Source organism: Terriglobales bacterium (assembly GCA_035487355.1).
In the GTDB taxonomy this organism is placed as follows: Bacteria; Acidobacteriota; Terriglobia; order Terriglobales; family Acidobacteriaceae; genus QIAW01.
In genome coordinates, this window is sequence record DATHMF010000109.1 from 1 (window position 1) to 21487 (window position 21487).

8 protein-coding genes are annotated in these 21487 nt (G+C 53.7%); 5 read left to right on the forward strand and 3 right to left on the reverse strand.

The window, feature by feature from the left end:
* The 3 genes from VK738_20270 to VK738_20280 all read right to left on the reverse strand — a co-directional run.
* Positions 1 to 613 (reverse strand): efflux RND transporter periplasmic adaptor subunit (locus VK738_20270; protein ID HTD24998.1); only part of this gene is annotated, 613 nt, incomplete at its 3' end.
* Between the two features lie 772 nt (positions 614 to 1385).
* Positions 1386 to 4775, reverse strand: a complete 3390-nt coding sequence (locus VK738_20275) for a TonB-dependent receptor (GenBank protein ID HTD24999.1) — start codon at positions 4773 to 4775, stop codon at positions 1386 to 1388.
* A gap of 643 nt (positions 4776 to 5418) precedes the next feature.
* Complete coding sequence (locus tag VK738_20280) at positions 5419 to 8280, reverse strand: carbohydrate-binding protein (protein ID HTD25000.1); 2862 nt, start codon at positions 8278 to 8280, stop codon at positions 5419 to 5421.
* Positions 8281 to 8698: 418 nt separating this feature from the next.
* On the opposite strand from VK738_20280, the gene VK738_20285 reads away from it, so the two are divergent.
* The 5 genes from VK738_20285 (at position 8699) to VK738_20305 (ending at position 20935) form a co-directional block, all read left to right on the forward strand.
* Positions 8699 to 9331 (forward strand): hypothetical protein, encoded by a 633-nt coding sequence (locus tag VK738_20285; GenBank protein ID HTD25001.1) that lies wholly within the window; start codon positions 8699 to 8701, stop codon positions 9329 to 9331.
* A gap of 26 nt (positions 9332 to 9357) precedes the next feature.
* Positions 9358 to 10254, forward strand: coding sequence for a hypothetical protein (locus tag VK738_20290; GenBank protein HTD25002.1), 897 nt, complete (start codon positions 9358 to 9360; stop codon positions 10252 to 10254).
* Between the two features lie 360 nt (positions 10255 to 10614).
* Complete coding sequence (locus VK738_20295; GenBank protein ID HTD25003.1) at positions 10615 to 11439, forward strand: hypothetical protein; 825 nt, start codon at positions 10615 to 10617, stop codon at positions 11437 to 11439.
* Between the two features lie 284 nt (positions 11440 to 11723).
* Positions 11724 to 15473, forward strand: coding sequence for an Ig-like domain-containing protein (locus VK738_20300; protein HTD25004.1), 3750 nt, complete (start codon positions 11724 to 11726; stop codon positions 15471 to 15473).
* Between the two features lie 11 nt (positions 15474 to 15484).
* The gene (locus tag VK738_20305; GenBank protein HTD25005.1) at positions 15485 to 20935 is read left to right on the forward strand and encodes an RHS repeat-associated core domain-containing protein; all 5451 of its coding nucleotides are present in this window, start codon (positions 15485 to 15487) and stop codon (positions 20933 to 20935) included.
* Positions 20936 to 21487 lie beyond the last annotated feature (552 nt).

The window sequence follows — 21487 nt, forward strand, 5'->3', positions numbered from 1 at the left end:
CGCTGAAGTTAACGTAGATCGGATTCAATGACTGAAGGGGGACGATTGCACTACCGGCAGCCAGATATTGCCCGAGATTCGCCTGGCGGATGCCCAGGACCCCCGAGAATGGCGCCCGGATGGTCTTCCGCTCGATGGTCGCACGGATCTCGCCAACATTTGCTTCGGTCTGCTTCTGGTCTGCCATTGCCTTGTCGTAATCCTGTTTGGAGATAACGCCTTGTCTTTGCAGTTCTTCATAACGGGCGTAGTTGATCTTGGCCAGATCGCGCTGCGCCTCCACGGCTGCTAACTGGGCGCGCTCCTGCCGCGTGTCGAGCTGTACGAGGATCTCTCCCTGTTGCACCGGCCTGCCGGAATCGAAGTTGATTTTGTCGACCGTGCCAGGCAGGTCCGCGCTCACCGTGACTCCATGGATGGCAACCATCGTTCCCACTACGCTCAGCGTTGTCGGCCACGTCTCCTGCCGAGCGACAACGGTCGTGATCGCTGTTGGAGGTGGCTGGAATGAGTTAGCCTTCACCGCCGCTTGAATTTGTCGTGTCTTAAAATAGCCGAGAGCAGCGATAACCACCACTGCCACACCCAACGTCAGAAAGATCCGTTTCGCCATAATCTCCTCTTACTTCTATATGTAAAACAATTATTGAAATACCGGCAAGTAGCAGCCTCGTCCCAATCACGATCCCCGAAGGACATCTTGTGCAGAACGCGCGACGGTCGCAGCAAATTCGGCGATCGTCGCTGGCGCTCCAGAACCGGTCGTGACGTGATTCCTGTCGGCCGGTACCAAGCGCTTTGTTAAACTCCTGCGGCACATGCCTTTACAGAGTTAAATCATCTGATTTCCTGAACCGGCAGAAGGATGCAAAATCTGTTTGAGCTGGGAGGTGGTACCGTTCTCCGCTGTCATGAATTGTCATATCTAACATTACGATCTCCTGGACGCATTCCTGAACGACCCACCTTTGAGGGCTGGATCCGACCAGATAAACGTCCGCTCTACTTGTACGACGGATGAGAAACAGAAATATCGACAAATTTAGAAGTTTTATTTTAATTTTAATTTTAGGGAGGCTGGAAACATGAGGGAATACGCAGGAGTCCTTAAAGTATTGTTAATCGTAAATGTTGTCTCTAGGGCCGCAAATATCGGGCTTTCGGATTCGCCGGGGAGACATCAATGCCTCAAGCGCCGGAGCCGCATGAAGCCGTAGGTCAATGGCTTTAGAGTTTGCGGAAAAACTCTCTATAAGCGTGAAGACGTGTCCGGGCACGGCATACCGAGTCGAGGAACAGACAGAATGGTGGGCTTCTGAGTCTGTTCCGCCAGAAGCAAATGGAACGAAGAGGGGCGAGGAATGCGCCCCTCTTCGTTTTTTGCCCTAGAAGTACAGCTTTGCGCCGACCTGAATGACGCGCGTCTGAAAGATCCCATTGACTCCATTGCCGATCTTGCCGAAATTTGGAGTACCGACCTTAAGATTGGGCGATGCTCCGACCACGCTTTGGTTGGCCGAGGCGGAGATGAAGGTGGGATTGAAATGATTAAAGAGGTTGAAGATATCTCCGCGAACCTCGAAGCGCCGCGACTCTTGAAAACGGAACTGCTTGTTCACCGAGAAGTCGACGTTTTCCGAACCAGGCATGCGAATTGCGTCTGTGCGCGGCGAAGTTCCAAAGCGGCCGTTCGCTGGCGCGGCAAATGCACTGGTATTAAACCAGTGCTGGAAGGTCCGCCCGCTCGACAAATTGCCGTTCTGGCCGGGAAGAAGGTCCGCTCGTGAACTGAGCCCGGTTCCCGTGGTGTCCTGTCCAAAATCGATCATGGTTGGGAAACCACTCTGCAACGATACGATGGTGCCGAGTTGCCATCCTCCTAACAAAGAGCCTGTGATTCCCGAAGTGTGCCTGAAGAAAGGCAAATCGTAGATGACGGTCTCAACAAAACGGTGGGTCTGGTCGAAACCAGATACGGACCGATCTGCCCGCAAATTGAAATTGTCTTGCGGAGCGCCAATAAAGAAGCCACCACCAACGGCACCCCCGATGTCGCTAGGACCGGAGATCGTCTTGGAGTACGTGTATGCAGTCAGGAACAACAACCCGTGAGACGTGCGTCTTTCCAGCTTCACCTGCAGAGCGTGATAGATCGAGTTGCCGATGGACATCTCACCCTGCACCGGCCGCAAGAAACTCTGGTTTGGACGGCGAGTATTTACCGGAGCAGGGGGCGGCACACTCTTCGGATTTACCAGTTGGATCGGCCGATTGATATCGGGCAGGGTTACGTCAAGCCGCGTTCCCTTCGATCCTACATAGCCGACATCCACCAGAATGTTGCCGGGAATCTTATGCTGCAGGTCCAGGTTCCACTGCTGGACGTAACTGGACTTCAAATGCGGGTCAACGCTTGGCGCGAAGGGAAAGGGACCCAGGGTACTGGCAACCTGGTCAAAACGATCGCTGAAGAGAACTTTACCCGTTGGTGTAGGGCTTCCGGTGATGTTGACCCCTGTCGCCTGAAAGCCTTCTACCATGCTGAAGAAGATATTAGAGATATCGGGAGTGTAGTAGATTCCGTAGCCAGCACGTATTACAAAGTCTTTCCCCAAAAAGCCGCCAGGTTGCCAGGCGACGCCAATTCGTGGGCCAAAGTTTTTTCGATCAGGCGCGATCAAAGCGCGGCCAAACGGTGAGGGCAATGAATTTGCCGTCCCATGGGGAGTAAACGCCACCGCTGTCGGCGATAGCGACAAACCGGTCTGCTGAACGTTCACATACCGGTCGTGGGCTTCAGTGTAAGGCTGGAAATAATCATAGCGCAGGCCGAGGTTCACCGTGAGTTGTGGTAAAACCTTCCACTGATCGTTCACGAAATAAGCCTGCCAGTAGTCGCTCAGATCGGTGGAGGTGTGCACCGGGTTAAGGATGGCCTGTCGCACATAGCCCAGCATGAAATCAGCCAACGCTGATCCGGTATAGCTTCCATCGAACCTGAACTGTCCTCGTGGCGTCCTGGCTTGCTCAAAAGTGACGTTCCGGCGATCAATCTCGGCGCCAAACTTCAGAAGGTGGGCGCCGCGTTGCCAGGAGAATGTGTCGCCGAATTGATAAATTGTATTGGACCTGTCCCGCGGCCCGATCTGCCGCTGCAGGTTGTAGGTATCCCATGTACCGGCTGAGCCACCACCACTAATAGTGATGTCGGGAGGGCCAAAGTTAGCCGGAAGTGCTGAAACACCTGCCAACCCCATCTTGTTGGCCACGTCGAAATTGGGATCATTGGTGGTGGCGAAGATTTCGTGCTCGGCAAACCGGTTCCAGCCAAAGCGTGCCTCGTTGATCAAGGCTGGCGCGAAAGTATGCACGTAGCTGAAGGCGACATTCTGGTCTCGTCCCAGATTGTTCCGCGTGTCGTGTCCCCAAACGGGCAAGCTGGCCTCAAAGGTGTCATTGAAAAGATATCTACCGTAGACAATATCTTTAGGGGAAAAAGCGCGGTCAATTCGTGCATCGTAGTTGTTCTGATAGGGACTGGATTTTCCCCGCGGTGTATTGTAATCGCTGACAAGAACTCCGTTGGTGACCACGGACGCATTCGGGAGTGGTTCAAAAGCCAGGAACGCGAGCGCCTGAGGGCTCAGCGGGCACGTGATCTTGTTGGCCGTAATGCAGCCGTTGAGCTTATCCTTCAAAACCACCGGGTTACCCTGCGAATCCGTAAAGCCGGTAAAATCGCCGGCTCGTTGCGCAACAGTGGGAACAAGTTTTGTCTCGGGCACCGATCCCTGAACTAGCCGTCCTGATTCCCAGTTGAAGAAAAAGAAGGTCTTACCTCGGCCGTCATACAGCTTGGGCAGATACACGGGACCACCCACGTTGATTCCAAATTGATTGCGGTTCAGCCGCGGCGGCTTGCTGTCAACGTGCGCGAGCGCATCGTAGGTTTGGCTGAATGCATCGTTGCGATTGAACTCCCAAAGTGTGCCGTGGAAGTGTTCACCACCACTCTTGGTAACGATGCTAACCTGGCCGCCCGGAGCGCCCCCGGATTCGGCGGAGTAGGTGCTGGTTTCGACTTTGAACTCCGCCAGGGAATCGATCGAAGGCGAAAAAGGATAGGTCATGGCGTCGTAGTCCATTAGTTCCACGCCATCAATGTAAAAACGGTTCGCCGTGTCCCTTGAGCCATTCGCCGACATGCCGATGGCGCCACCAGGATCATTCTGTCCCAAAGACCCTCGTCCTCTACGTACCGTGATCGATCCCGGCGTACCCGCCTGCACGCCCGGAGTGAGCTGCGCCAACTGCACAAAGTTACGTCCATTCAAGGGCAACTCGAGAACTTTGGCAGAGTCAATCACCGTGCCCATGGTTGAGGATTCGGTGTTCAACAACGGGGCGCCGGATTCTACCGTAATGGTCTGTGCAACCGACCCAGGGGAGAGAGTAAAGTTGATCGCCACCACATCCTGTACATGCAAAACCACATCGGGCTTGATGCTTGTACTGAAGCCTTGCTTCGAGACCTCGATGTGATAGTTCCCCGGTTTTAGATTTACCAGAAGGTAGATCCCTTCACCATTGGTCGTACCAGGATATCGGACGTTCGTCTCGGTGCTGATGGCTACGACCTGGGCTCCGGTGACGACTGCACCTGAGTTGTCAACAACGTGGCCAGTAAGGGTTGCGCTTGTAGTTTGCCCCCAGGCAATAGTGCACGCACTGAGGATCAATACACTTAGGACTAATAGAAGTATTCGACGTCGCATTGAGCTCTCCTTGTGAATTAGGGAAAATCGACAACCTACCCAGGCGTACGCTCAAAACGTGTCATTTTAAAATCGCTGCGGCGTACACCTTGCAAGACAACCTAAATGCCTTATACCTCCAGGTAAAACATCATACCTCTAGGTGAAAAGGCGACCCATGGTATCGCCAACATCCAGTGGTGTCAAGGAGAGGGCCGGCGGTTTCACCCACAACCTCAAAGTTGTCAGCTCGCGAGGATTGGCACGTTGCATAACGATAAATTGGTGGAGGCGGCGGGAGTTGAACTTGAGGGCACTTAGCAGGCGTGAATGAATCGGGAGTCTGCTGCCGAAATCCTGAGCGAAGTCGAAAGACCCCACGGTCCGCAAGCGGGACGGATTGCTGAGATGTGAAATATGGTGGAGGCGGCGGGAGTTGAACTTGTTGCGATGTTTCTCCTTCCTCAAGTGTATCTCAAGAGTTCAGTCTCACTGAATTCCGAGTCCTGAAAAGGTCGCTGCAGCGCCTCACGCTACGAGAGGCGGCGGTAAGCGTTCGATCAGCAGAACCGGACGCTTACCGCTGCGTTCCACTCTAATCCATTGAAAACATATCTATTCTATGTACCCCATTTGCAAAAATCTGCAAATGAGTCCAAGACTCTCAGTCGAAAGAAAACCAATTGAAGTTCCCAACCGACCCGGAAGAGCCAGGACCATCCATGATCAGTTGCAGCACCTGGACACCGCCAGGTAAATGCACATCAGGTACATCGATAGTCTGCCAGTTCTGAAATCCTCCGGTTGTGGGCAGTGCGATTGGGCCGCTGATATCGCGGCCGTTCAAAGCGAAGTGGAAAGTTCCGCCTGAAGGCTGTGAAGCTACGCGAACGTGCAGCGTATACGTGCCAGGAGCAGCAACATTGACCGTATAGTTCAGCCATTCACTGGTGGAAGTGAACCCAACGTCGAAGCCGCCGTCGACATCGCTGGTTGTCTCGATGCCGATTCTCTCCGCAGGACGATACTTTCCGCCCTGATTGGTCGTTGCTTCGTTGTAGTACGCGACATTTTGCCCCCCAATATCAAAGTTCTCCGCCTCGATCTTGCCGGGAATGGCTGCGGGGGGGCCAAGGAACGGCGTGGATGCGCCAGCAATCACCGGCTCCACGTCGATCCAGTTGAAGTTTCCCATGCCGCCGCGATTTGCTTTGCTATCGAACACAATCATGAGAATATGTTCTCCAGCGCTGAGACGCACAACCGGCGAAGTAATAGTGACCCATTTTTGAAATCCGCCAGTGTTGGGAACATGCATTACTCCAGTTGCACGGACACGAACTGCATCATCTCGTCTATGACCCTCGTCGTCGCGATCACGGTCCTCGTCATCCCGATCACCGCGATCTACGTCAAAATCATTTTCCGCGTCGTTGTCCACTTCTACATGGAACAGTCCGCCGGAGCCTTGCGAGGCCACTCGAGCGGCTACCGTGTAGAGTCCTGAGGTGGCAACGTTGACGGAGTAGCGCATCCAGCCGCCAGGCTGGGTGAATCCAACGTCAAAACCTCCTCCGGTATCGGACGAATTTTCTATATCTACGGCTTCAATCGGGCGATAGGTCCCGCCCTCAATGTCATTAAAAAAATCAATGTCATGATAAGCGATCCCTTCACCACCGATATCGAAGTTCTCTGCCTCCACGCGGCCTGGGATTGGCCAGAATGTGCTACCGAACGGGGATTCTTGCGGACCTACTTTTAATTGCACGACCGCGGAACGAAACACTGCATGATGACTTGCTGTAATCGTAATGGGATAGGTCCCTGGAAACGTGCTTTGGGATGTCCGGATTCTTAAAACAGGTTCGCTTCCATCTTCGTCATCATCTTCAAAACGAGCGGAGGCGCCATTCGGCAAGCCGCTCGCCGAGAGATGGACGTCATGACGGAAATGGTGAAAGCGATTCACGGTCAATTGGAAATTTGTCGCCTTACCGGCGGGGATTGTCCGCGTGGGCGGATTTGCGGCGACTGCGAAATCTGGACCGGTGGCGGCTTCCCACTTAAAGGTGGCGACCGAACCATCGGACAACGTGTATGTAAAAACCTTTCCGCGCCAGTTCACACTGAATGTGGTATCAGCGTGGCTGGAGTTATACGCCACGAGCACAATCGAACCATCGGGATTCTGGTACGCAACGTTTTCAATTGGTCCCACGATATTCGAATCGATTCGATGTGCGCCGGGGACAACAAATTTGGACGACTGCCCCAGCGCATAGTATTCGACTTCATACCGTACCGTAGCCGGCGTCGTTGACCAGTCAACGGTCGCTACACCCCGGCACGTGTGGCAACCATTACCGTTGGTAGGTCCGTCGTTCTGGTCCAGAACCATGTTCCACAGAATTACGCTTCGGGAGCCTTCCCGTACGGCCCCGATCAACAGGTTGTGCATATTGAAACCGAGGTTGTCATGAAAATTTGGAGCGGTGGTGATGCCGGTGCATTCCGTAAACCAGATGCCCTTGTCCGGAAAAAGCTCCTGAATCGCCCCCTGCGCAACATCTCTGTCTCCCGCATAGCAGTGGAAGGAAATGCCGGCGAGATAGCGTGAGGCATCAGGATCATTCAGTAGAGTTTCCGCATACGACTGAATGTCCCAATTGTGTTCCCAACCGAGAATCTGCGGTTTTAGCTCTTCCTCTTCTCTTCTGCCATCTCGATGCCGATGTTCCCAATCTCTTTCTCCGAGTTCATCCAGAGCAGGCCCCAGATGCTTCCCGATAAATTCTGCTTCCTGCGCAGCCGTAAGAAACTCTGTGGGATAACCGGTTCCGGCAAAAAAAGGTTCATTCTGAGCCGCCACAAAATGGGTCGGGATACCGTTCTCGCGATATGCTTCGATGAACTTGACGAAATATTGCGCCAGCGAATCATAGTACTTGGGATTAAATCCGCCGCTGCGCATCGAGCCATTTGTCTTCATCCATGCCGGAGGACTCCACGGTAACGCCATCACGCGCATGCGCGGATTAAACGCCAGGGCCTTCTGCAAAACGGGAATAATGTATGTTTTGTCGTGATCGATAGAAAACTGAAGCAGATCGGGATCGGTCTGGCCAGCCGGCAAATCGTCATAACTGTATTCCGTGAGCGCGAGATCGGTGGCTCCCATTGGTTGCCGCAAAAAATTCAGCCCGGCGCCCGCACTGGTAAACAGGTTTCGCATCAAGGCATCTTGCTGCCCAGCAGTCAGCTTTGTTCCTACCAGCCATGCAGACGAATCGGTAAAGGAGGCGCCGAAGCCATCCATCTTTTGATAACGCAGGCTATCATCCACGTGAATGGAAAGCGGGAGATCGGCCTGCGAGCTGAAAGGGATCGAGGGCTCAGCCTGCAAAAGAGCCGATTGATCTCCATTCGTTCGCACAACACTTACAGTCTGTGCCTGGAGCAAACCGGGCCATAGCATTAGGCTGATCATCATTCCCAGATTGATTCGAAACAGGACCAACTTCATCGAGAACCTCGTTTCCGAGAACCGGAGTACGTTACCGGCCTCTTAAGCGAGCGGCATTCTATACCATTTAGACAATCGTTTGTCTGAATATATTAAAAGACATTAATGTGTCCAAGTTGTTGTGACGATCTCGCAGAGCTTCTATGTTCTACTGGATTTCAACGATTACCATTCGTAAGAATCGACCTGGTGTTAAACATAGTGCAAGTAACTGAAAACAAAACCGCAATTTTGTTTTGGTGGAGGCGGCGGGAGTTGAACCCTTCGCGATGTTGAAAACACACAAGTTATTGATTCTACAAACGGATACAACGGATAAAACGGATACATTTCCAATTATTGCATGCAAAATGCATACAAAAGTCACTTGAGGGTTATGCTAGACATCGATTGCTTCCGTTAAAATCTTTCCAGACCCATGAACGACGCGAATATCTCTCCTGCCGGGCCTGGTCTCCAGTCCGCAGAATTTGAGGCTTTGCTCCAGCGGCTTGATCCCGACAGAGAGCGTGCCGGGGAAAAATACGAAGAGATCCGCCGCAAGCTGGTCAGGTTTTTTCGCTGGAACGATTGCTTTCCTGGTGAAGAGCTCGCCGATTGTGCCTTCGACCGCATGGCGCAAAAACTGGGTAGCGAGCAGGTTCGTGATGTTCCGGCGTTTCTCTGGGGTATTGCTAAAAATATTGTGCGTGAATTTCACAAGCAGCCGCCTGTCTTCAATCTTGAAGAATTACCCCCACGCCAGGAGCCTCGCACTGCTCATGCCGAATTGGGAATTATTGAGCAAAAAACCAGGGAACAGCGCTTACAATGTTTGCGCAAGTGCCTGGAACAGCTTTCTCCCCCAGATCGCGCGTTGTTTCTCGCCTATGAATACTACGCGACCAAGGCCAGCAACACCCGGCAGCTTGCCGAGCGCTTCGGTCTCAGCATTGGTGCCTTGCAGGTAAAGGCACACCGCTTGAAGCACAGAATTGAAAAGTGCACGTTGCAGCGTTTTCTCTCTCCGGCAAATTTTTTCGACGAGGAGGGCGAATCGCAAGCTCTATGACTGATGACGGCAAAAACGAGCAAACCATGAAGCGCTATCTGTTGCGCGAGATGTCGCCGCAGGAGCACTCCGAGTTCGAGGACCGCTATCTTGCCGATCCTGATCTCTTCGAACAGCTCGCCGCCTTCGAGGAGTCTCTCATTCGCTCCTACCTTCGCGGTGAATGCTCCCAGCAGGAAAAAGCCGGACTTGAAAAACGTGTGGCGGCTTCACCCGATTGGCGAGAAAAAGTTGAGTTCGAACGCTCGCTCATGCAGCATCTCGCCTCGCTTCCCGCTCCTGGCCTTTCGCAGGCTTCATCCGATGTTTCGGAAAATGCGTCTGCTCGTTCTTCTCAAGGCAAAATCGCAGTACCTCGGGAAATTCTTCGGCCATGGGGAGGGCCTCTGCTGCCGGCGCTCCGTTTTGCCGCTGTAATTATCGGGCTTGTGCTCATAGCCGGCGGAGCATGGCTGGTTATGACCAATCTTCAACTCCATCAGCAACTCGCCCAGATTGAGGCGCAGAGGGCCGACCTGGAACGTCACCAGCTCGAACTGCAGCAGCAATTGGCTGCTCTCACTCTAAGACTACCGCCGGCCATTCAGCCTTTTGTCCTTACCTCTCATCTCGTTCGGGACCCGGCCCAGCAAAAGCCGCTTAATATTCCTTTGGATGTCTCTTCCATCCCGCTGCAGCTTGTCCTCGATCAGGATGGTTTCCCTAGCTACATAGCGACTCTCGAAACTGCCGGAGGGGCCCGCCTGTGGCAGAAGAGCAATCTCAAAAGCCAGCCCGGCCAGGAGGGTCAACACATTATTGCCATCGAACTTCCCGCGGATGTGTTCTCACGTGGCACCTATATTTTGAAGCTGGCAGGAATATCGCGGAACCATAAGCCCGATGAAGTGGCCGTCTATATATTCCGCGTCGTAAAACACTGAACGGGCAATGAGTATTCTGTAATATCTCTGTTTAAAACCAGTCCGGACTGCTACCTAACAAAATCCAGGGTATTTCCGCGCCGATTCAATGACTCAATGATCCGATGAGTCAACCTGTCCGGCCTGCCCGTGATGACCCGATTTTTTCAATCCGTTACAAGGCGAAAAAAAACTTTTTAAAGAGTGTAAAACCTTACCCGCTCAGGCCACTTAGCAATTGAGAGCTGAAAAACATGACTCGCCAGCTTTCCCATGTTTTGGATAAGGCTACCGGTGAATTGTGTCTCAAAACGCAATGAGGCGTGTCTAAAAACGGAAATGATGTCGAGCGAAACCAACTTGGAAGGAATGGAAGGAATTATGAAGATCCGATTTTTCACAATCATTCTGCTTGTCCTTGCGGCAATCCCTGTATATGCGGGAAGCATTTCCTGCACTGCGGCAACTCCACTCGTGCCCGACGGCCGCCTCCTGGATTTCGATTCAGTACAGGCGAACACTGCCAATTGGTATCAGTTCACGGCAACCGCAGGGCGTTCGTATTCCATCGAGGTACGAGATGACTTAGATCCAAACAGCACTGATTTCACAATAACGTATTACGGTCCGAACGGGTCTTGTCCTTCTCCGCCTGCGATTACGTCCGCGGCTGCCACTGTTACAGATACCCACGGCTATGAACCAGTGCTTCCTGCACTGACGTCTCCAAGCACGGCACGAGCCAGCATTGTCACCACTGCAAGCGGAGGCGGGATGTACTGGATCAAAGTGCAAAACACCAACACCACAACGAGCCATTATGTGAGTGTCAGCGTCACGGAAACCACGCTGTATTCGCCTGCCTGGAACACTTGCGGCGGCCTCATAACTCAATGGATCTTGTCGAATACCACTTCTCAACCCGTCAATTTCACAATTACGCTTACTGCGACATCCGTGTCACCTCCAGTGACCTATACAACTGGACTTCTGACTTTAGGTGCGCCATCAAGTTCCACTTCGGGCCAAACACTTTCTACGGCTGCCGGTTTTACACCTTCCGTACCAACAGGCTCTTCCTGTCAGACGGGATATGTGGTTCTGACCCACAGCGGTCCTCCTGGCGCAATATCGGTCTACGCCGATGAAAACAACTGGCCAACAGGTGTATACGTGGTACCTATGGGGCCCATGCGAGGTAAGTGAATCCAATTCCATGCCGCTTGGGCAAGTTGCAATGGCAAAAATTGCCGCATCAGCGGAAAAAAATTGTCGAGTGAAGAGAGAGGCTTGTGATGAGAGAGCATTGGACAACCCCGCGATTTTTCGCCAAAGCCGTGAACTTTTTATGGATCGGACTTGTATTGTGCTGGCTCGTAGCCGGGGTGTCGGCGCAAACTGCGACCTATCATCTTCATGCCCAGGCCTCAAGCAGTGCCGGTCTACTCCAGTTACAAACAGCCGGTCCAAGCGTAAGCAGCGTTAGTCTTATGTCAGAGCCGATCACGGTCAGCGGTGATTACCCGATCGCTGCTTTTGATACGCAAGCGGCAGTGCCCAATACTCCCGGCTATTTCCCAACCGGTTCGCAAATGACATTCAGCCTATGGATGCAAGCCAGCAATGGCAGCGGTGTGGTCTATCCCGAGGCCAAGTTGTATATCAATAATCCTTTCGGAGTTCTTCTTTGCAACGCCAGAGCTAGCACACAACTTACTACCGTATTAAAGTTATTCAATTTTAGCTGCACGACCGCAGCTAATATCGGGATGCAGGCCACCGACCGCTTGTACTTGTGGGTAGGTGCTGCGCAGACCGGCAGAGGCGTGCCTGCTCTGACAGCGGCTCTCAACATTGAGGGCACGCTGAATGGCAACTACGACTCTCAGATTGTCGTACGGACGCCGCTCCTCCCGAGCATCAATAGTAACGGTCTATCGCCGAACATCGGTACTGTCAATTCTTCTGTGATTATTCAGGGAAGCAATTTTGGAAATGGCGGTCAAGGTTCCGTTACTTTTAATGGCACAACGGCAACCACAACAACTTGGAGCAATAACAGTATTACGGCAACTGTTCCTGCGGGGGCGACTTCCGGCAACGTAGTGGTTACCGTTGCTGGTATAGCCAGCAACGGTGTGAACCTTCCTATCCTTACATCTTTAGCGATCTCTCCTCGGAATCCAGTGGTCCCGAATGGAACACCAAAGCAGTTCACGGTTACAGGTACATACACCGGCGGCAGTACGCAAGATTTGACCAACACCGTCAACTGGACTTCCTCTTCTACGACAGTCGCGACGATCAACAGCTCAGGATTGGCCACGACAATTGCTCAAGGCAGCACGACAATCAGGGCAGCCCTGGGTTCAGTGAGCGATTCCACAGCTCTGACAGTAGGATCGCCAACCTTGGCCTCCGTTGCTGTGACACCTGCAAGCCCGGTCGCAACCAGGGGCGCGACACGGCAGTTCACAGCTACAGGCACATATACGGATGGCAGCACGCAAAATCTTACCAGCACAGTGACGTGGACTTCTTCGGCGCCAGCCATTGCCACCATCAACAGCAGTGGCCTGGCGACCGCGGTGGCGCAGGGAAGCAGCACAATCACCGCAACTTCGGGTTCTCTTAGCAATTCGACACCGCTGACGGTAACAGCTTCGGCTCCAGTTACGATTGCAGTCGCTCCCGGTAACACCACGGTCACTGCTGGAGCGACTCAGCAGTACACTGCGACGGGAACATATCCCGATAACAGTACACAGAATCTGACTTCAACCGCCAGCTGGACATCTTCCGCACCTGCTGTGATCAGCATCAATTCTGCTGGACTGTCGACTGCGCTGTCAGCAGGCTCGGCTATGATCACCGCCTCAGCTGCGGGCGTGAATGGCTCGACGAATGTCACGGTGGGAGCCGGGGCAGTCAATTACATCTATGACGATTTGGGCCGGCTCGTCGGAGTGGTTGCCCAGAACGGCAACGCCGCGACGTATAACTATGATCCGGTTGGCAACATCCTTTCGATCACGCGCCAGGCCCCCAACCAGGTTTCCATCATGCAGTTCTCTCCCACGAGCGGCTTGGCGGGAACAACGGTCACCATCAGTGGCACCGGCTTCATCACGACTCCGGCACAAAATACGGTGAAGTTCAACGGGATCACCGCAACCGTGACCGCAGCGACAGCAAATCAACTTGTGGTTACCGTACCCGGCACCGCGACCACCGGCCCGGTCACCGTGAGCAATGTCTTTGGAACTGCGACTGCGGCCCTTAATTTCTCGGTATCCACCAACGCTCCTTCGATTACCGACTTTTCACCGCATGTCGGTTTGCCGGGAGCGGCCCTTACCATCACGGGGACCAACTTCAATCCCGACGCCAACAAAAATCACATTCGCATCAACATCGCCCAGCAGCAGCCGGTTACCTCTGCTAGTGCTACAAGCCTGGGCGCAACCCTTGCTCAAGGGACCACATCCGGGCACGTCTTCGTTTCCACGCCGCTTGGCAAAACAGTGAGCTCAGCAGACTTCTTTGTTCCTTTCAATAATCACACCGTTGCCAGCGTCGGTTACACAGGCCGTCTTGACTATGTTCATAACAGTCAACTCGTTACCTTCAGCGCTCCCAACCAGATAGGCATCCTGCTCTTCGACGCGCACGGCGGAGACAAGGTCCAGTTGCAGACGAACAATTCAACCATCGCGTCGGCCACCATCTCGGTCTTTGCGCCCAACGGCAGCACGGTCGCCTCCGGGTCATTCTCTACCGGTACGCAAACCTATGATGGCATTGTATTACCCGCAAAAATGGATGGTACCTACACGATTGGTATTGAACCCGGTTCCAATACGGGAAATGCAAATGTCTCCCTCATCAATGAAAGCGATGTGACCGCTACAATTTCCATCGACGGTCCAGCTGTGACCACGACAACCACAATTCCTGGACAGGATGCGCGGCTTTACTTCAACAATATTCAGGCCAGTGAGCGGATTGTGTTGTATGTGAGCAATGTAACGAACCCCAGCGCTACCGTGTACCTCGTCAACCCTGACGGAACACAACATGGCTTCGGTTTGGGAATCAATAATAGCCCGGCAGGTCAAACATTCTTCATGGACACGCAGACCCTTGCCAGCATAGGCACCTATCAGCTCTGGGTTCAGCACACTGCATCAATGGCGTCAACCAGCATTGGCAGTGAAACTCTGCAGCTCGTGAGTGTGCCGCCAGATGTAACAGCAACTCTGAACGTCCCCTCCTCGCCAGGCACCGGCCCCGCAACTACCGTCACGACTCCCGCCGTAGGGCAGAACGCCAACCTGACGTTCGCTTGCGCAGCCGGACAAAAACTGAGTTTCAACGTTAGCAACAGCACCTATAGCAACAGTAATGGCGGCTGCGGGATTACGATATATGAGCCCAATAACAACAGTGAAGCACTGGCATGTCCGGCCACAGGCGCCAGCGGTTTCATTGATACGATTACCATACCAATAACAGGAACCTGCAGCATCTTCATTGATCCTCAGGGGACCAATACCGGCAGTCTCACGGTATCTGCCAACAACGACGCTGATGTAACTGCCTCAATTTCGATCGATGGCCCGCCGGTAACCGTGACTACCACGGTAAACGGACAAGATGCTTATCTCAGCTTCACGACCTCGACCGCGAACCAGCCAGTGGTATTGAATGTAGGCAATGTAACGACTCCTAGTGCCGAAGTGCGACTCGTGAAACCGGATGGGTTGGAACAATGGTTCGTAGACATTAATAACAACCCCGCTGGTCAGAACTTCTTGTTGGATAGGCAGACATTGGCCGCGGTTGGAAACTATAAGTTGTGGATACCGCACTCCGCAAATTTAACCGGGGACATCGGTAGTGAGACTCTGCAGCTATATAGCTCACCGTCCACTACGATCAACGGAGCATCTGTAAATGTCCCGGCTTCAGGATCGCTGGCGGCTGGACAAACCGCCGAGGCCGTCTTCTCCGGGAGTACCGGGCAAAGCGTTACCGTTCATGTTGCCAACAACACGCTCAGTAACGTCCAGGTAGGGCTGTACGATCCCAACAACACTCTGTTGACTTCTACGAGCGGAACAACATCCACCTTCAGCCTTTCCAGCGTCACCCTTGGAGCAACCGGCACCTACGTCATCAAGGTTACTTCACAAGGATCAGCTACGGGCAGCATGACCGTAAACGTCACAAATCCGTGAGAGAAATGAACATGAATAAGCATTCGATTCGCATCGCGTGGTGGGCAATTTCACTGTTGATTCTTGCAGCTTTCCCCGTTTGGGGAAAGAGCGCTCAAGCCGAAACGGACCCAGCTTCGGTTGAGCAAAGTTCTTCTCTCTTGGCTGGCGCTTCTTCGACTCTGCTGCCCAGTGGCCAGCTCTTGCTGCTCGGGGGGCAAGACGCGCGCGGCAAGATTCAGGACCGCGCTGCTCTCAAAGATCCAGCCACGGGCATGATCGCTCCGCTCCCCGTGATGCACTTTGCCCGCTCCTATCACTCTGCCAGCGTGCTCCCTGACGGCACAGTGCTCATCCTGGGCGGCATCGGCGCCGATGGAAAGATTGTCACGCAGGCCGAACAGTTTGATTCCGAGACAAAGACGTTCAGCACGGTCTCGTCCGCGCCAGCGGCTCGCGCCTTCCACACGGCCACGCTGCTGACAGATGGCAGGCTTTTGATCGCAGGTGGAATATCGCTTGGCGGCAAGCTTACGGCGGCGCTGGAGATCTGGGATTCGCGCCACCCCACCACAGCTCCGCAATCGATTGAGCTCAAGACAGGCCGCCGCAATCACACGGCAACCCTGTTGGCCGATGGCCGCGCGCTGCTCTCCGGAGGTAAAGACGAAAAAGGGAATTTGCTCGCGGCCGGTGAAGTTTACGATCCCCAGACGCAGAGCACGAGCGTCGTCGAAAATCCCAGTGAGATGCTGGCTGCTTCTGCCGGTATGACCGAAGTGCGCGCTACTTCGCCCGAAGACCAGGCGGTGAATGTTCCCGTCGATGCTCTGATCTCCATGCGCTTCTCTCGCAGTGTGCAGATGCAGAGCATCAAAGCCGAAACGGTCCTCTTGGAAGGACCAGAAGGGGCCGTGACGGCCCACGTAGTTCCCGCAGAGAGAGGCATGTTGACGTTCATCACGCCGCTTTCACCGCTGCAACCTGGTACCACATATAACGTCACCGTCTCCGGCGCGGTTGATTCCAGCAACGCTGCTGTGGCGCATGACCAGTTCACGTTTACCACTGCGGGTGTCCCGCCACAAGATAGGGCGGATTCCGATGATGAACGCTGGAAGCCAACAGTTGATTGGAAGGTGCACCAATCGAACAAAGACCCGTTGCCGCCGCTCAAAGCCCCCGACGGTGTCACAGCCCTCGCCGGCCGTGTGCTGCGCCTGAATGGCAAGCCGCTCGAGCATGTAACTCTTACCATCGGCAACAAGCATGTAGAAACAGACGAGACCGGGCGCTTCCTGCTGGTTGATGTTCCCGCAGGCCACCAGGTGTTGCAGATCGATGCCACGACTGCCAATCGCCCCGGCAAGACATACGGCTACTACGAGTTCGGCGCCGAGCTGAAAGCCAAAAAGACAAACGTTCTCTCATTCACCATTTGGATGTCGCTGCTTGACATGGCTCATGCCGTCAACATTCCATCACCTACGACGAAAGAAGTTGTGATCAGCAATCCAACAGTGCCCGGGCTCGAATTGCGCCTGCCGCCGGGAACCGTGATCTATGATCGCGATCATAAGGTCGTCCATCAGGTCAGCATTACGCCCATTCCTTTGGATCGTCCTCCGTTCCCGCTGCCCGGTGGAGTTGATGTGCCTATCTACTTCACGATTCAGCCAGGCGGAGCCTACATTCAGGTCAATGGCAGCTCGACCATAAAAGGCGGTAGGCTCTTTTATCCCAACCTTGGTCATCTGACCCCCGGGTCAATCTTCGTCTTCTGGAACTACAACGCCGATCAGGGGGGCTGGTATCAGTATGGCTCAGGTCACGTTGACCCCTCCGGCAACCAGATCGTTCCCGATCCGGGAGTGGTGGTCTACGAGTTTTCTGGCGCGATGGTTGGTGGCCGTCCGGGACCTGCAATTGGAAATCAAAACGACATCAAAGATGGTGAGCCCGTTAACCTTTCCACGGGTTTGTTTACCTATCGAAAGACCGATCTGTCTTTGCCCGATGTGATTCCTCTGAGTCTGACTCGTACCTATCGTCAACTCGATGGGGTCAACCGCTCTATGGGGGTGGGAACGTCAAATCCCTACGAAATCTTCGTGGCTGGCGATGGCCATGTTTTTGGCATCACGCCCTACATCATTCTTTACCTCGAAGACGGTACAAAGGTTTATTTTCGCCAAAACGCATTAAACCCCACTACATATGTGAATTTCAGTTCGCGTACGCAGTGGTATGGCGCCGTAATTACGCTGACAGGAAGCACTGCCATTGGGCCAGGCGGGAAAACGCTGCCCGGCGAGTTGCAGATCCGCACCAGAAACGGCACGTATTATAGCTTTCCTGATTCTTCGAACATCAGCAGTGTCTCTTGCCAGGCCCTGCGCGGAATCACAGACCGTTTCGGGAACCAGGTCCTGATCAATCGCACCCCCAGGACCGGCGATAACGGTGTTCTGTTCTGCGACATGCTTAGTGTGACCTCGCCCAACGGGCGCTCTATTACCTTTCAACATGACACCGATCATCACATCACCAGCGCCACCGATAGCGCCGGCCGCACCGTGCAGTATACCTACGACGTCAGCGGCAGGCTGGTCGGCGTAACCGACGTCAACGGCGGCCTGACCCAGTACACCTACGACGATTCCAACAACATGACGGCCATCGAAGATGCCCGCGGCATCCCCTACCTGGCCAACTCCTATGACAGCAACACAAACATCGTGTATCAACAAACCCTTGCCGATGGAACCAGCACATACAGGTTCCTCTGGAACCAGACCGGCAACGGGCAGACCGTAACCTTCAACGACTCTGGCTGTGGCGGATGCGGAGGCGGGGCCGATGTTCTGGGATTCCGTAATTGCCTCACTTGCTACGACAGCTATACCCCACCAATCCAGGATGTGGAAATCTTTGACCCGAACGGCAATGAGCGCCACATCTACTACGACTCTCAAACCGGCAATACCAAGAAACAGGTCTTTAACGAGAACACCCCACAGCAGCAGACCTACACCTACGCCTACTATGCTGATAACCTGCTCAAGTCTGTAACCGATCCACTCGGGCACGTGACCAATTACAACACCTATGATGGTCTTGGCAATCCTGTTTCAGTGACCACGATGGCCAATACTGCTGCCGCGGCTACCACGCAGATGGTCTATGACGGCAATAGCGACCTGCTCAGTGTTACAGACGCGCTCAATCACACCACAACCTATGGCTACGATCCGCAGGGCGATCTGACCCTCATCGTCGATCCCTTGCTGCATACCACTACGATGACCTATGACAGCGAAGGCCGCATGCTGAGCGTCACCGACCCCATGCAGAGCGAGTCTCTGCAGTTCCTTTATGACGGTCCGGATCTGGTGACGATCTCCGACTCGGAAAGCACGCTGAATCGCTTCTGCGATGCCGCAGGTCGCGTGGTCTCAACCACCGACCCGCTGGGCAAGGTGGTGCAGTACTCCTATAACAACTTCAATCAACTTACGCAGGTCACAGACCCGCTGGGAGGGATTACCTCGTTCACCTATGATCGCAACGGCAACCTGCTGTCGGTGCAAGACGCCCGCCAGCAGGGCAGCAGCCTGCAGACGAGCTTTACCTATGACGTGATGGATCGCGTGGCCACACGCACCGATCCCCACGGCAGGCAACAGTCCTACGGCTACGATAAAAATGGGAACCTGACCAGCTTCACCGACCGCAAGGGCAAAGTGACCAACATCCAGTATGACTGGGCGAACCGTAAAACCTTCGCCGGCTTCGGTGCAACAGGGAATCCGCCAACCTATGAGAGCACGATTAACTACAGCTACGACGCTATAGGCCGTCTGACTCAAATTGTCGACTCCACTTCGGGAACGATCAGCCACAGCTATGACGATATCAATCGCAAAGCGACCGAAACCGTAGGCGCGCGCTCAGTGACGACGGCGATGGATGCGATTGGGCGACTGAACACGCTGTCGGCGACCGGACAACCCGACGTCACATATCACTATGACCCTAATTCAAATCACCTGCTCAGCATTCAAAAAGGCGCCGCTACAGTCGGCTTCGGTTACGACAACGACAACCGCCGCACCTCGATGACTCTGTCCAACGGCGTCCTGGCAACTTATGGATATGATGCGGCCTCGCGTCTGACGTCCATCAATTACCAGTTGAACGCAACCTCTCTCGGCGTATTGAATTACGCCTACGACGCCGTCGGCCGCCGCACGCAGGTAAACGGTAGTCTGGCCCGCACGGGACTGCCTCCAGCGCTCATTGCTGCAACCTACGACGCCAACAACGAAATCGCCAGTTGGAATGGTCAACCGTTTACCTATGACAACGATGGCAATCTGACCTATGACGGCGCCAGCACGTATTCATGGAACGCCAGGAATCAACTGATCGGGATCAGCGGCTCAGTGAATGCCAGCTTTGCTTATGACTCTTTGGGCCGCAGGACTTCCAAGACCATCGCAGCTCAGAATACTGGTTTCACTTATAACGTGGGCGCCATCGCGCAGGAGGTGAATGGAAGCACTGTCATCGCTGATATCTGGAACGGTGGCATGAACTATTTCCAGCGCACAGACGCCAGCGGCAGCTTCGTTCCCATGACCGACGCCTTGGGAAGTGTGCTCGCGCTCGTGGATGCCAGCGGAACACTGGGAGCACAATACACCTACGACCCGTATGGCTCCACGTCAGCTTTTGGAACCAGCGGCACTAGCCCCTTCCAGTACATCGGCCAGGAAAATGATATTTTGACTAGCCTCTACTACTTGCACGCTCGCTATTACAGCCCCGCGTTAGGACGTTTTATCAGTCAAGATCCCATTGGACTTGCCGGAGGCATTAATGTGTATGCTTATGCTAGCGATGATCCGATAGATTTTATCGATCCATTTGGGCTTAAAGCGTGTCTGGACTTCTGGCAAAAAGTCTTTGTAGTCGGACACGGTTTAGGGAACATTGGTGTAGGCCTTGGGAAAATAGTTGTTGCCGGCGAAGTTGCCATGTCTACTGGCCCTCTAACATTCCCCATCACGATGTACCTTGGGATCCAAGGTGGGTTCAACGTCATAGGGGGCATTGGTGAACTCGCTGCGGCCTACGATGGCAGTGCGCGAAATGCGCTCGCGGCAGGTAACCTCGGGAACATGGGTACCATCAGCGGCGTTGTAGGTGCAGCAACGTACGATTGGATGTATGGTGATCAAGGATCAGCATTCGACATGTTTCAAGAGGGATCAAGTCTCGGCCAATGGGAGAATCTTGCATCGGGATTCTTGATAAACCCTCTGATGGGAGCGGAAGAGACGGCCAGCATAGTCAAGGGTGTCTATCCAGCAGCTGGCGAAGGTCTTACTGAGGCTTATGATACTGGGATGAATGTACTCGACAATGCCGATACGTTTGAAGGGGAATACGAAGGTGCAGGTCGCGGTTGCTGCAAATAAGACGAGTGGCCGGACTAAAACATTTGTACTCATGACAATCTATAGGATGCTCTGTCCTAGTTTTTTGCTAGGGCTGGTTTTTTGCTTCGAGCTCTTATACAAGCAGGCTGTAACCATGTCTCAAATCGGTGCTACCATCGTTCAGAACGAGGTCTGCAATGGAATACAACGAAAGACAAAGCAGATGAGATGGTACTGGCCCTGCTGTACCTTACAATGTTCGAAGACAAGCCGGCTTGGGGGCTTGGAAAGGGCACGACTGGGACGCACTGGCCCGGCTGCACGCCAAGGGCTACATCTCCGATCCGAAAGGGCAAAACGAAATCAGTGGTCATGAGCACCGATGGAGCACAGCGTGCGCAAGAGCTCTTCCAATAACATTTTGCCCGCAAAACCTAAAAAGCTGGAGCGATTGAAAGTCAAACCAATCCGCGCAACTCCGCGTTCATCCGCGGCAAAAAACCATCAATTGTAAATCGAAATGACAATGGTCCCATTGTGGTACCAAACTCTTCCTTCCTGAGCAAACCTGGGTTACCATTAACCTTGAAA

Bases quoted from the DNA above. Each gene is read 5' to 3' on its own strand.
- VK738_20275 (HTD24999.1), bottom strand. From the start codon at position 4,775: ATGCGACGTCGAATACTTCTATTAGTCCTAAGTGTATTGATCCTCAGT.
- VK738_20280 (HTD25000.1), bottom strand. From the start codon at position 8,280: ATGAAGTTGGTCCTGTTTCGAATCAATCTGGGAATGATGATCAGCCTA.
- VK738_20285 (HTD25001.1), top strand. From the start codon at position 8,699: ATGAACGACGCGAATATCTCTCCTGCCGGGCCTGGTCTCCAGTCCGCA.
- VK738_20290 (HTD25002.1), top strand. From the start codon at position 9,358: ATGAAGCGCTATCTGTTGCGCGAGATGTCGCCGCAGGAGCACTCCGAG.
- VK738_20295 (HTD25003.1), top strand. From the start codon at position 10,615: ATGAAGATCCGATTTTTCACAATCATTCTGCTTGTCCTTGCGGCAATC.
- VK738_20300 (HTD25004.1), top strand. From the start codon at position 11,724: ATGTCAGAGCCGATCACGGTCAGCGGTGATTACCCGATCGCTGCTTTT.
- VK738_20305 (HTD25005.1), top strand. From the start codon at position 15,485: ATGAATAAGCATTCGATTCGCATCGCGTGGTGGGCAATTTCACTGTTG.